The sequence below is a fragment of the Exiguobacterium sp. s78 genome (assembly GCF_018618985.1).
Classification (GTDB): domain Bacteria; phylum Bacillota; class Bacilli; order Exiguobacteriales; family Exiguobacteriaceae; genus Exiguobacterium_A; species Exiguobacterium_A abrahamii.
Map to the genome: position 1 here is coordinate 1,708,009 of NZ_JACSNB010000001.1, position 12,388 is coordinate 1,720,396.

Below are 12,388 nucleotides of genomic sequence, written 5' to 3' on the forward strand. Positions count from 1 at the left end.
CTCAAGCTTCCCGGACAGTCCGGCGTTCGATGCGTTTTTCATAATCCGTTCCGACGACGATGCGCTGAACGTAGACAGCAGGTGTATGAATCTCATTCGGGTCGAGTTCACCGACTTCGACCAGTTCTTCGACTTCAACGATCGTTACTTTTCCGGCTGTCGCGACAATCGGGTTAAAGTTGCGTGACGTCTTCCGGAAGACGAGGTTCCCGAGTCGATCTGCTTTCCATGCCTTGACGATCGCAAAATCGCCGACGATTCCTTCTTCGAGCAGATACGTCTTCCCGTCGAACTCCTTTTGTTCCTTCCCTTCAGCAATCGGTGTGCCGACGCCTGTTGGTGTATAGAAACCGGGAATGCCAGCTCCACCGGCACGGATACGTTCCGCAAGCGTACCTTGTGGGACGAGATCGACTTCGATCTCGCCACTGAGGTATTGTTGCTCGAACGTCTTGTTTTCCCCGACATACGACGAAACCATCTTCTTGATTTGTCGTGTCTGCAAGAGGAGACCGAGACCGAAGTCATCGACACCACAGTTATTACTGACGACCGTCAAATCCTTGACGCCCTTCTCTTGCAACGCGGTAATTGATTTTTCCGGGATTCCGCAGAGTCCGAAGCCCCCTACGACTAGCGTCGCCCCGTCAAAGATGTCTGCTGTCGCTTCCGCGAATGATCCGTATACTTTCCCCTGCTTCATCTGATGATGCCCCCTTTAAAAATCCTTAGTATAAACCAGTCAAGCTATACAATCCGATCATCAAGAAGACCGTCACTGTCTTGAGGATCGTAATCATGAAGATGTCCTTATACGACTGACGATGCGTCAGCCCCGTGACGGCAAGTAACGTGATGACGGCACCGTTATGCGGTAATGTATCCATCCCGCCGGACGCCATCGAGATGACGCGGTGCATGACTTCCGGTGGCACGCCACCTGATGTGATCGCTTGCGTATATTTATCCGACATCGCACTTAACGCGATTCCCATTCCGCCCGATGCGGAACCGGTGACACCGGCAAGCGTCGTCGTCGTGACGGCTCCGTTGACGAGCGGATTCGTGAACGTCTCTGAAATCCCGCTTGAGACGGACTTGAATCCTGGTAACGCTGCGATGACGCCTCCGAAACCATACTCAGCACCTGTATTCATGACCGCTAGAAGCGCGCCACCGATACTGACGTTCAAACCAGCTTGGAAGTTCGTCTTGATCTTCGGGAAGTCATACAGCATCGCTGCGAGAATTCCGATCAATAACGCCATTTGGACGGACCAGATTGCAAGAACGGCCGGCGTCTCGATTTTTCCAAATGCCTCTAGACCAATTGCTGAAAAATCGAATCCTTCTGGATACCATTTCGGAATCGAGAGTGTGAAGACTTTGTTCATGACGGCAACGAGGACGAGTGGAACGAAGGCAAGGACTTGCCGATAGACCGGTTGACGATCCGTCTCAAGTGTCATTTCCGGTTCGTTCTTCAACTCCATCTGCGGTGCGGCACTTGCCGCCGTTGCTTCAAATCCAGCGTAGCCTTCCCCTGCTTGATGGGCTTTTTTCTTACGTGACTCGAGATACCACATGCCGACGACTAGGATGAACAATCCACCGACTGTTCCCATGATTGGTGCAGCGTAGATATCCGTTTTGAAGAACGTCGTTGGGATGACGTTTTGAATCTGAGGTGTTCCTGGTAACGCATCCATCGTGAACGTGAATGCACCAAGGGCGATCGTTCCCGGGATGAGGCGTTTCGGGATGTTCGCTTCGCGGAACAAGTTCGCTGCGAACGGATAAACAGCGAAGACGACGACGAACAGGCTGACACCGCTATATGTAAGAATGGCGCCGAGTAAGACGATGGCAAGAATAGCGCGTTTCGCACCGATCATGCGGATGATCGTCTTCGCGATCGACTCCGCGATACCAGACATCTCAACGACTTTTCCGAAAATCGCTCCGAGGAGGAAGACCGGGAAGTACGCCTTGATGAAGCCGACCATCTTTTCCATGAAGATATTCGAGAAGAAGGGTAACACCCAATCCGGGTTCGTCAGTAGGACGGCGAACAAGGCACAGATTGGCGCAAATAGGATGACCGAAAAACCACGATAGGCAACGAACATCAATAAGGATAAGGCAAGAAGAATGATGACAAGTTCCATAAGTAGATCTCCTTCGATTTTAGTAAGCGCTTTCATATCGCTTCTTCATCATTTAACAACGCAGTGTCGAGGAGGTCAATTAAATTCCGTCAAACTATAAGTACAGCTTATAGAAATCATAAGTTCACATTATAGACACAATTGCATCAGATAGATTATTTTTTCAAGGAACAGGAGTTAGTCCTTTTATGGCGTATGTCTTTTAAGTAACGTACTTTTTATTTGAAAGGATGGACAATTCATGAAAAGCATCCTTTTTGACGTCTTGCATAACGTGACGCTATTAATGGCTGGTTTCTATCTGCTAGGAAAATTATCACCGCTCCCGATCACCCGTGACTCCCCACGTCCGACGCGCGTGTTGTATGGTCTTGCCCTAAGTGTCATCTCTTTATTACTCATGCAGATGACGATTGAAGCAGCACCTGGCGTCATGGTTGATTTGCGTCATATTCCGGTCGTCGTCGCTGCCTACTTTGGTGGCGCCATCCCGACAACGATCGTGACGATCGCGATCATCATCTATCGTTTCAGTTTAGGAACGAATCTAGCAGCCTTCACCGCATTCGGTTTCATCGTCGCCGTTGCCTTAGGAACAAGCTTAATCGTTCGCGAGATGCCACCCTATGCAAAACGAACATTCACACTCGTGACAATCTATGCGACGGCTTTACACGCTCTTGTCTTATGGATTGTCTTACCGAAACAGATTCTTCTAATTGAAGTGATGGCAGTCGTCATTCCTGCTTCTTTCGTCAGTAGTTGGCTCGCCCTAGTGATCATCCGTGATATTCGGTTGACCAAACAATCATTACGGATGCTTCGGCAAAAAGCGCAACTCGACTTTTTGACAGGATTAAATAATTCACGCGCCTTCAACGAATACTATACGGATGTCAAACAGCGATTGATCCTAAACAAACAGTCGGTCGTGTTGTTGACGATCGATATTGATCATTTTAAACAGGTCAACGATACGTATGGACATGAGGCTGGCGACGAGGTGCTACGGCAGTTCGCCAATCGACTGCGTGATGGAGTGTCAGAAAGCGGGTATTTATCCCGTAACGGCGGCGAGGAATTTTCGGTCCTGTTTGAGGGTGTTCTGCTTGCTGAAGTCCTGCCTTTAGCAGAACAATTACGTGAACGGATCGCTTCTAGTACGTTCCGACTAGCGACGACAGAGCTATCGCTCACGGCATCGTTTGGTTTAGCCGCGTACGATGAGACGACACTGCAAATCGACGATCTTCTACTGGATGCGGATGCTGCCCTCTATCAGGCAAAGCAACAAGGACGGAATCAAGTCGTCCTGTTTTCTCCTAATGCAGAATCTGCCGTCAGCTTTCAAGAATAACGATGGACGCCACCTCTGAAATCCGCTACCTTTAAAGAAGAGGTAGGTGATTGGCATGAAGTTAGCAAAAGGTCCCTATATCCTGATCGGCCTCATTTTAGGTCTCTTGTTCGGATTCATTGGTGACAACTTCTATTTGTATGTATCAGCAGGTATTCTCGTCGGAGCACTGCTTGAATTGTATGTTGCATACGAACAACGCAAAAAAAATAAAAAATCATGATGGAGGTACCAGCATGACATTCAGTGATCTATTCCTTTCAACGCTCTCGTATATCGGTGTCGCGACCGTACTCCTTGCAATCGGTGTCGTCCTGTTCGAGGTGACGACGAAATCAAAGGAGCTCGAACTAATCCGTAACGGAAAGAAAGCAGCCGTCTACGCCTTCGGTGGACGAATTCTTGGTCTTGCCATCGTCCTCTATTCGAGTATCTCGAACTCCGTCAGCATTCTCGATATGGTGTTATGGGGTGCACTCGCGATCGTCTTACAAATCGTCTTGTTCTATCTTGCAGATTTATTGATTCCACGTTTGAGCATGACGAAAGAGATTGATGCGAATAACGAAGCAGTCGGCTTGCTGCTCCTTTTCTTATCGATTTCGATCGGTTTGATCATTGCAGGATCGCTTACATATTAAAACACATGAAAACAGCCCTGGATCATTAGGATCTAGGGCTGTTTAGATTGAGGATAACTCCTATTTTGTATTTTAAAGGAGGAGTTTTTGTATACGCTAAAAACTAAAAAAACAGTATTCCAAGTCTTCGTGCATTATGAGAACAACGGAAATTTAAGTAATCAAGTCTTTTCATTATGAATCCAATATACTTTATCCCAAAATTAAAAAATATGAAAATTAGGATGTTTATCAAGATCGACTTATTTTTATCATAATCATTTTTAAAGGGATTTTGAATCATTAATACGTAAGAAATGGTTTACCATGAATAATACAAACTTTCTATCTTTTTTCTTAAAAAAACATACTTATCTTTTTTTACAAAAACAGGATATTATTTTCTGTTCTTTCATTTAAAATAATACATGTGAATTTACTATTTATTTATATTTAATTTAAGGAGAAGATGCATTTGAAAAAAATTATACTTTTGCTTTTGACCTTTTGTTCCCTTGCTATACATGTAGATGCTACATCACCTTACTATACAGTTCCAAAGCAACAAAGTATAACCTCTGGAATTTACCAAAATGGTAAATTAGTTTATGCAGCGAAAAATGAATCTCCTACTTATCCGTATACCATCACTAATGTTGTATCCGCTGGTAATAATCTTTTCTATACAGAAAGTGAAAAAAATCATTTTATCGACTCTGTTTGTATGTTAGCTTTTGAAAAATATGAACTTCGATTCCGCTCTAAAAACGGAGTCATTTCCACTGTAAAAGGGGCAAATATCAATGGACGAAGAGGACACATTGGAAGCGATGGAAAATACGTCTACTTTGTCTCGAATAAAAGCAACAGTAAAGGGGATTTGGTCCGTGTTTCTTCAACCGGAAAAGAACGAAAAATTCTCGTAACTGATGTTCAGGACTTTTGGATGTCCGATAAAGAAATCTTTTATGTCAAAAACAGATCTTTCTATAAAATGAACGTTAAAAGTTATCGCTCTACTATCTTGGAAATTGGTAAAGGAAAACTTCTCACGCCTTCAAACTGTGATAAATTAAACTATATCCATTATGATGAAGGAATCGCCTTTTTAAGCGCAGTCACTACTTATCGTCATCGATTTGATCTTTACGACTATGTAACAGGACAAACCAAAGCAATGGTTTACAAAACAAACGATCATGTGTTCAAAAATAAAAATATCACTACCATCACGATAGAGGCTATTGATTTCTTAAACGGTAACTATATAGTCTCAGAGAATAATTCATTGTTTTTACGAGATGTTAATGGAAAGACCTTAAAAAAGATAGTAACTCTGTCTAATAATCTCTATGATCCTTATCTTTTTTTCGAAGAGACTTACTTAAAATCAATTAATTTACAACTAGGTAAGCTCACTTATTTACAGGGTAAAAAGTTATATACTAAATCTTTTTAAATATTTCTACTGTATAAGGCTCCTGTACTTTTAAGATATATCTGAAGGCTTTTACTAAATCGATTTTAGTTCAAAGACAAATCACTATTCCATTCTTTTTAAGTTAAGAGGAGATAAAATTTAACTTTAAGTCAATAAACATATAAATAAAGTGTCTTGTTACGAGCTTGAAACGTTTCGAAGATGATTGTTGTTTTTGACTTTACATATGAAAAGCAACCTATCATTTTCATGGAAGTATACTTATAAAATTTCAACAGCGACTCTATATAAAAAGACCATTCAACTTTCTGAATGGTCTTTTTATATAGATAATGATTTAATCAAATAGTTACGTTGATTCTTGTTCTACAGTCGTAAATGTGTTATCCCATTCCAGTAATTTATTGAACTCAGACATCTTAAAATCCTTTGGAAGATTCGTTACATCAATCCATACCCATGAACGAAATGCTGTAGCCTTCTCGTCATCTGCTCCCATCACAATCACCTTTCCAGCCTTCATCGATCCGCCTTTCATTTTCGTCACTAATTTTGCCAAGTCTTTTTTCACTGTGTGTCGCGCTTCCTTATGTACGTTCACCATGATCTGCACATGCCGCATCGATTCTTCGCTCAATTCGGTATATCGCAATACATTATTTAGCTTTACGTCATCTATGAATAATTCCGGTGGAGAGTTCACCTCGACCCTAATAAAATTGTTTCCGTACACCTCTGTTGCTTCGTTCGTGACTGCTTTACGAATATCACGTGACCAAATTTCTTCCCGATATGTATCGTACAATTCATAATCATTATGATACGTTGCATAGAACGAGACATCGTCCTTCTTATCCGGTTCGTTCGTATGAAAAATTGCCCCATATTCGCTTCTAGTCGCATCGTAACGAGTGTACTCTAGGTCAAATTTCGTTTTATACTCTCGCTCTAAATCTACTTCCAATCGTTTTCCGATTTCTTTTTCTTTGATCGGATTGCCATTCATGATTAAAACGAATGAACCAACGATAACAACGAAACAAGCGATGATCACAATCCAGCCAAACTTCAACCACATACGCCTCACTTTTCTTGACCAACTATACATACATTTGCCTCCTGCTGAACATTTTTAATTTTCTATGGATTGCGTTTATTTTTTACTACGCTCACAACTAAACGGCTAAAGTCCGTTCAAATCCGGACTTTAGCCGTTTTAATTACTCATAGTTGACTGCCACTATTTCTCAAGCTCTTCTAGCTCTGTCCGCGAACGCGGAAAACCATTCGCTTGCCACTCCGACCGATAGATCGAATCCAGTTTCGTCAATCCGACCTCATCCGGGTCTTTCGTAGCATCTGGACTCGGATCCTGATCGAGATGCGCTAAATAATCACGTAACGCATCGGTCTGTGTGCCCTGTTCCCGCTTCCTGAACAACAGTAGACTCGCACCGGCAATGACACCTGCTCCGAATAAATACCGTTTTTTCAAGCCCATATGGTTTCCTTCTTTCTTCCCTTAAACCAATCCACCGCCGTCACGCAGTCGTGGATGCGCGATGCGTTTGACCTTGCCCTCTTCGACCGTCAGGACATGATCTGGCTGTCGCTCGAAGTAACCCGTATCGAGTACACCCGACCAGCTCTTCACTTCTTTTGCAAATACTCGGACGTCCGAGATGGCTGATACATCAACGTCAAGAATCACGTGACATCCATCTGTAACGAAGGGACGATCGTCTTTCACGCGTAGCGTTGCTGAGACATGCTTATCACGTAACCGTTGTCGCACATACGGTAAGGCAAACGGATCCAGTTCGACAGGTAACGGTCCGCTTAAATGATGGACGAACTTCGAGGAATCGGTCAGATAGAGCAATTCCCGACTCATCAGTGCGACGATTTTCTCGCGAAATAGTGCACCGCCACCACCTTTGATCGTTTGAAATCGTCCGTCAATCTGATCGATCCCATCGATCGTCAAATCGATTTCCATTCCCTCTTCCAAGTCGATCAACGGAATGTATAACTGTTCCGCGAGTCGGACCGTCGCAAGTGACGTTGCCACGCCTTGAATCTGTAGTCCCGCCTGCACAAGTGGACCAAGCGCCTCGATGAACCGTTCCGTCGTCGAACCCGTCCCAAGACCCACTATCATCCCATCTTTCACGTAAGTTAGTGCTGCCTCAGCGACTAATTGTTTCTCCTGTTCATACATCCGCATCCCTCCCTACATTTCTGTTCCCGTTTCGATTCGTCTTCAATCGACGGAGAGAGAGGATTCCGTTAACGTCAGGTACTGCTCAATTGCCTGGACGAGCGGTTGTTGAGCTTCCATCCAAAACGCGACAGATGTCGGATCAGCGTCGAGATGACGTGTAACGATCTCATCGATTGTCGCTTGACCGGAATCATGCATGACGGCTTCAAAGACTGTCGAAAAATGTCTCGGATTCGCTTGAACCGTCTGATACAGGCTATTGCTGAGTAGATAACCGATCGTGTAGGGAATGTTGTAGAACGCAAGATTCGGATTGAACAAGTGACTGATGTACATCCATTTATAGCGCGCCGGTTCAGGCAATACCGGACCATAGGCTAACCGTTCTTCCTCTTGCAGGAGTTCACTTAACCGTTCGGCACTGACCGTCCCTTGCTGACGTTCCGCATAAAAACGTTGCTCGAACCGGAACATGCCGGGAACGATGCTGGCATATTTCAGCCCTTCCCGGATCTTGACCTCTAGGAGAGCGAGCACTTCCTCCCGCTCCGTCGTCTCTTTGATGGCAGCATCGAGGACGAGATTCTCCATGAACGTCGAAGCCGTCTCCGCGATGCTCGTTCCTTTGACTTGATTTAAATACGGTTCGTCTTGCAGTAAATAATTATGATAAGCATGACCGAATTCATGAGCGAGCGTCGCGACGTCCGGATAACTATCACGGTACGTCATGAAAATTCGACTCTCTTTTGCAATCGGGAATGCGGCACAGAATCCACCTTCCGCTTTTCCAGGACGATTCTCTGCATCGACCCATCCCTCACTAAACACGTTTTCCGCGAAGGCGCCGAGCTGCGGATTCAATCGTTTGAATTGTGTCGTGACGATTGTCTCTGCCATCTCAAACGGAACGTGACGCGCGGAGCGATAGGTGTTCGTCTCAAAATCATGCCATTCTCCCGTCACCCGCTCCGCCTGGGCAATCTTCCGAGCGTAATAGGCGTGAAAGAGGTCGCGGTGTTGATCGAGTGCTTCCATCATCGCTTTTAGGCTCGCTTCCGAGATCCGGTTCTGCTCAAGCAACTCGGTCAACGGTTGCTCCCAGTTCCGCATCTTGTAGGATTGCAGTCTGAAGCCAGCAATCCGGTTCAGAATCGTCGCAAACAAGTCAGCTTCTTTTGCACAAGCGGTGTCAACTGCTGTCGCTGCCGCTAAACGAGCCGAACGGTCAGGTGCGAACATCGCTTCGTGTAGCCCTTGACCAATCGTGACCTGCTTTTTGTCCAAGTCGACGCGCAATGCCATGAAGCGCTGTTTGTAGAGCTGCCCCCAGCCTTGGAACCCGTCCACACCGAGATCCTGCAACAATTGTTCCTGAACTAGTGGTGCACGACGGGACTGGATGTCACGGCGTTCGTTCAAGAAAAAGGCGTATGGTGAACCCGTGACGAGCTCCTCCCACTCTTCTTGTGACAGTGCGGCGATCTTCGTATCGAGTGCTGCTGCCTCACTGCGCACCATCGCTTGCACGATTTCGATCTCTTCGAGCAATGGATGGACTTCTGAGCGCGTGACATCTTCAGCGTACAGACAATAAATGAAGTCGCTCCATTCCTCGACGTCGCGCGCGACTTGCTGATAACGTTCGACCTGTTCTGCCACATTAGTCGGACGTTTTGTCAACGCCGCTTGTATCGTAGTAATTCCTGCTTTGACGTCATCTATCGTGTAGAGTGTCTCTAACTGCCATCGTGTGTGTTTCATGTTTTTCCCCCTATGCGTGATCTATTCGTTCTTTCATTCGTGAGGACACTCGACTTCTCCTGTATTTTCCATCAGACACAAAAAAACTCCTTCAGCCATTGACTGAAGGAGGACATCCTCACAAGACGAAGAAGTAGACACATAGGAAATGCGCTAGGCTACCCAGTAGTACGAAGATATGGAAGATTTCATGGAATCCAAGATGTTTGAACGATAAAATACGTGGCTTCAGCCCATAGATGATGCCACCGATCGTATAGAAGATACCACCAAGGAACAACAATCCGATGCCGAGCGGTGATAAGACTTGCGCGAGTGGTGTGATCGCAAATACCATGATCCAGCCCATTCCGATGTAGAGCGTCGTTGATAACCAACGCGGACTGTTGAACCAAACCAATTTAAAGGTGATTCCAGAGACTGCAATCAACATGACAATGCTGAACAAGACCCAACCGGTCGGACCGTTCAGACTGACGAGACAAAACGGTGCGTAAGACCCGGCGATCAACAGATAAATCATCGAATGATCCAACCGACGCCAGATCGCGATCGCCCGGTCGCTCGCAAGCACCATATGATACGTTGCCGAAACAGCATAAAGCGCCATCATACTGACACCAAAAATAATCGCTGCAACGATCGCAAGTGATGCCCCCCGTTCTAACGATGCCTTGATGACAAGTGCCAGTAACCCGACAAAAGCAAAGACAGCCCCTCCAAGATGCGTTAATCCATTAATCGGTTCTCTCATATAAGCTTTCACTTTCGTTCCTCCTCTGATATGTAGTTTTGAATACTACATGGCGTTATATACGTATTCTATCATATGATGGAGAAGTAGAAAGTCCTATTTTAGCGATTTTGGAGGTTTTTTTATGACACATTCTGACGACACGAGACACGATCGTCAATTACAGCTCGAAGATATCCCGAATATCGATCTCTATATGGATCAAGTCATCCAACTGTTCGAGCGGACATTCGAGGAAACGACACGAAGTGCAGACGAGACGATTTTGACGAAGACGATGATCAACAATTATGCCAAAAAGAAATTATTCTTTCCGGTCACGAATAAAAAGTATACGAAGGAACACTTGATTCTGATCAGCTTGATTTATCAATTGAAAAGTTCGTTTTCGATTAATGATATCAAGACGATTCTCTCGCCCTTGAACGCAGGGATCGAACAGGACCAACTCGATCTTGAAGGGTTTTATCGTAATTACCTCGAACTGACGGAACGAAATACAGCGCGCTTCGTAACGGAACAAGACGCTCTGACCGCCTCGACGACCGATCCACTGGAACAGATTCTCGCTATGGCTCACATGAGTAACTTGTACCGGCGCGCAGCAGAACAATTGATTGACACCCAACTGAAAAAATAAGAGAACGCTTTCACTGCGTGATACACTAGAAGAAAAGGCAGAGGAGGAACAGTCATGGAGATCGCGACGACTTTCTTGCGACAGCTGGATCACATTGGACCAGAATTCAGAACCTATCAGGATGGCATTCTGATCGAACTGGCATTCGACCGGACGATTGGAACGGAGCAGGTTTCCGCAAGTGTGTTGCTTGAGACAGCAGACGATTTGAAAATACGGTTGCGTACACAAACGACCCAGGCATTATTACTTGCTTCGAAGATTCATGCCTTTGACGCCCACACACCGAGTCGGATTGCTGAGATGATGTCGATTCATGGCTATTTAAAATCGCATCGCTTGTCGCATCCCTTGAATGCCTACTCTACTGCCCTGTTCATCAGCCGTCTAACTCCACAGGACGCGGTACTCGAACGAACGGTACAATTATATACACGCCTCAAAAAACAACATCGGTTCATCGTGTCACCGCTATTGATCTCTTTCGTCTACTTTCACGCTACGACACGCGGTGAGTTAGACGAACTCGCCTCGCGTATCGAGATGGTTTATCAACGACTCAAACGACGATTCGGACGCGCTCAACAGACGTATGTCGTCGCCTTGATATTCGCTTTATTGCCTGAAGACGATTGGGATCGCTATATCGCACAAGTGGAGTCATCCCGTAAGATACATCGTAAACACCATGTTCCGCTGTCGTTCCACGGCATGCTTGCGTTACTCGGTGACCCAAACGTTCACGCTTCGTCACTCGAACGGATGGCAGAGGCGTTACGCTCCGATTTACATTTTAAGTACCGGAAAGACTTAGTCTATTTGACAGCGATCCGATTGTATTTAAGTCAACAAACGATCTTGCAACAACTCTTTCCATCTTCGATTCTCCCACCGGACGGCGCCGACGCGCTTCCGTTCTTACTCTTCCCTGTTGATTTGACCGATACGTCCCATGCGACGGACGGCGGGATCGACGGTGGATTTGATGGTGGTGGTGACGGCGGTGGGGGTGGCGAGTAACATTCGAGAACACTACACTAAAAAGGGCAATCGACGCGTGGCATTACTGCCGAACGTCGATTACCCTTATTTTTAGTCATTCTTTATCTTGTTGGTTGTCTTCATCAGACGGCTGGACATCCCCATCTTCATCTGAAGCATGGGACAAATCGGGAGCCTCTTCACTTGAAGCTTCTTCACTTGATTTGTCTGCTTCTTGATCTGGATGCTTCGATTCTTTTTCATCCTTCGATTTTTCCGGAACCTCCGCATGGTTCTGCGGATCACGCCCCGCAATCTCATCCTTCGTCATTCGGTTACCTGAAGTAATTGGATCCGTTTCTTTATCGTGTTGATCAGCCATTTGGCATCCCCCTTAAAATATACTTGTTCCACCTTTTAAGGTATTCCCGACTGAAGA

Annotated in this window: 14 protein-coding genes; 6 read left to right on the top strand and 8 right to left on the bottom strand. The window is 45.5% G+C overall.

The genetic code is table 11. The features are described 5' to 3' along the window. Position 1: 1 nt before the first annotated feature. On the bottom strand, positions 2–703 hold the full coding sequence (locus KNQ18_RS08920) for a CoA transferase subunit A (protein ID WP_149427070.1): 702 nt from the start codon (positions 701–703) through the stop codon (positions 2–4). Positions 704–728: 25 nt separating this feature from the next. Continuing rightward, on the bottom strand, positions 729–2,168 hold the full coding sequence (locus KNQ18_RS08925; RefSeq protein WP_035398062.1) for a GntP family permease: 1,440 nt from the start codon (positions 2,166–2,168) through the stop codon (positions 729–731). Between the two features lie 241 nt (positions 2,169–2,409). Here KNQ18_RS08925 and KNQ18_RS08930 point away from each other — a divergent pair, with 241 nt between their 5' ends. The 4 genes from KNQ18_RS08930 (at position 2,410) to KNQ18_RS08945 (ending at position 5,604) form a co-directional block, all read left to right on the top strand. After that, a complete protein-coding gene (locus KNQ18_RS08930) occupies positions 2,410–3,525 on the top strand; it encodes a GGDEF domain-containing protein (RefSeq protein WP_149427069.1) in 1,116 nt (371 codons plus the stop codon). Positions 3,526–3,580: 55 nt separating this feature from the next. Beyond that, positions 3,581–3,748 carry a hypothetical protein gene (locus KNQ18_RS08935; protein WP_023467823.1) on the top strand — a complete coding sequence of 56 codons (168 nt, stop codon included), beginning with the start codon at positions 3,581–3,583 and terminating at the stop codon, positions 3,746–3,748. A gap of 13 nt (positions 3,749–3,761) precedes the next feature. Further along, entirely contained in the window at positions 3,762–4,166 is a 405-nt protein-coding gene (locus KNQ18_RS08940) for a DUF350 domain-containing protein (RefSeq protein ID WP_023467822.1), read from the top strand. A gap of 454 nt (positions 4,167–4,620) precedes the next feature. Next, on the top strand, positions 4,621–5,604 hold the full coding sequence (locus KNQ18_RS08945; protein ID WP_149427068.1) for a hypothetical protein: 984 nt from the start codon (positions 4,621–4,623) through the stop codon (positions 5,602–5,604). Positions 5,605–5,935: 331 nt separating this feature from the next. On the opposite strand, the gene KNQ18_RS08950 is transcribed toward KNQ18_RS08945, so the two are convergent. The 5 genes from KNQ18_RS08950 to trhA form a co-directional block, all read right to left on the bottom strand. Continuing rightward, positions 5,936–6,694 (bottom strand): hypothetical protein, encoded by a 759-nt coding sequence (locus KNQ18_RS08950; protein ID WP_214769267.1) that lies wholly within the window; start codon positions 6,692–6,694, stop codon positions 5,936–5,938. A 132-nt stretch (positions 6,695–6,826) separates the two neighbouring features. Continuing rightward, on the bottom strand, positions 6,827–7,087 hold the full coding sequence (locus KNQ18_RS08955; protein WP_214769264.1) for a hypothetical protein: 261 nt from the start codon (positions 7,085–7,087) through the stop codon (positions 6,827–6,829). Between the two features lie 21 nt (positions 7,088–7,108). After that, positions 7,109–7,807, bottom strand: coding sequence for a ribose-5-phosphate isomerase RpiA (gene rpiA, locus KNQ18_RS08960; RefSeq protein WP_214769260.1), 699 nt, complete (start codon positions 7,805–7,807; stop codon positions 7,109–7,111). Positions 7,808–7,849: 42 nt separating this feature from the next. Continuing rightward, the gene (locus KNQ18_RS08965) at positions 7,850–9,574 is read right to left on the bottom strand and encodes a M3 family oligoendopeptidase (RefSeq protein ID WP_214769258.1); all 1,725 of its coding nucleotides are present in this window, start codon (positions 9,572–9,574) and stop codon (positions 7,850–7,852) included. A 118-nt stretch (positions 9,575–9,692) separates the two neighbouring features. After that, entirely contained in the window at positions 9,693–10,340 is a 648-nt protein-coding gene (trhA, locus tag KNQ18_RS08970) for a PAQR family membrane homeostasis protein TrhA (RefSeq protein ID WP_023467814.1), read from the bottom strand. A gap of 112 nt (positions 10,341–10,452) precedes the next feature. On the opposite strand from trhA, the gene KNQ18_RS08975 reads away from it, so the two are divergent. Further along, on the top strand, positions 10,453–10,968 hold the full coding sequence (locus KNQ18_RS08975) for a DUF1836 domain-containing protein (RefSeq protein ID WP_133208058.1): 516 nt from the start codon (positions 10,453–10,455) through the stop codon (positions 10,966–10,968). 54 nt (positions 10,969–11,022) lie between these two features. Continuing rightward, complete coding sequence (locus KNQ18_RS08980; protein ID WP_214769255.1) at positions 11,023–11,988, top strand: DUF4003 family protein; 966 nt, start codon at positions 11,023–11,025, stop codon at positions 11,986–11,988. A 76-nt stretch (positions 11,989–12,064) separates the two neighbouring features. Here KNQ18_RS08980 and KNQ18_RS08985 read toward each other — a convergent pair whose 3' ends face one another. After that, positions 12,065–12,331 (bottom strand): hypothetical protein, encoded by a 267-nt coding sequence (locus tag KNQ18_RS08985; protein ID WP_050678313.1) that lies wholly within the window; start codon positions 12,329–12,331, stop codon positions 12,065–12,067. Positions 12,332–12,388 lie beyond the last annotated feature (57 nt).

What these genes read in the sequence shown, in the direction of transcription:
- KNQ18_RS08920 (WP_149427070.1), bottom strand. Translation starts at nt 703, where the DNA reads ATGAAGCAGGGGAAAGTATACGGATCATTCGCGGAAGCGACAGCAGAC.
- KNQ18_RS08925 (WP_035398062.1), bottom strand. Translation starts at nt 2,168, where the DNA reads ATGGAACTTGTCATCATTCTTCTTGCCTTATCCTTATTGATGTTCGTT.
- KNQ18_RS08930 (WP_149427069.1), top strand. Translation starts at nt 2,410, where the DNA reads ATGAAAAGCATCCTTTTTGACGTCTTGCATAACGTGACGCTATTAATG.
- KNQ18_RS08935 (WP_023467823.1), top strand. Translation starts at nt 3,581, where the DNA reads ATGAAGTTAGCAAAAGGTCCCTATATCCTGATCGGCCTCATTTTAGGT.
- KNQ18_RS08940 (WP_023467822.1), top strand. Translation starts at nt 3,762, where the DNA reads ATGACATTCAGTGATCTATTCCTTTCAACGCTCTCGTATATCGGTGTC.
- KNQ18_RS08950 (WP_214769267.1), bottom strand. Translation starts at nt 6,694, where the DNA reads ATGTATAGTTGGTCAAGAAAAGTGAGGCGTATGTGGTTGAAGTTTGGC.
- KNQ18_RS08955 (WP_214769264.1), bottom strand. Translation starts at nt 7,087, where the DNA reads ATGGGCTTGAAAAAACGGTATTTATTCGGAGCAGGTGTCATTGCCGGT.
- rpiA (WP_214769260.1), bottom strand. Translation starts at nt 7,807, where the DNA reads ATGTATGAACAGGAGAAACAATTAGTCGCTGAGGCAGCACTAACTTAC.
- KNQ18_RS08965 (WP_214769258.1), bottom strand. Translation starts at nt 9,574, where the DNA reads ATGAAACACACACGATGGCAGTTAGAGACACTCTACACGATAGATGAC.
- KNQ18_RS08975 (WP_133208058.1), top strand. Translation starts at nt 10,453, where the DNA reads ATGACACATTCTGACGACACGAGACACGATCGTCAATTACAGCTCGAA.
- KNQ18_RS08980 (WP_214769255.1), top strand. Translation starts at nt 11,023, where the DNA reads ATGGAGATCGCGACGACTTTCTTGCGACAGCTGGATCACATTGGACCA.
- KNQ18_RS08985 (WP_050678313.1), bottom strand. Translation starts at nt 12,331, where the DNA reads ATGGCTGATCAACACGATAAAGAAACGGATCCAATTACTTCAGGTAAC.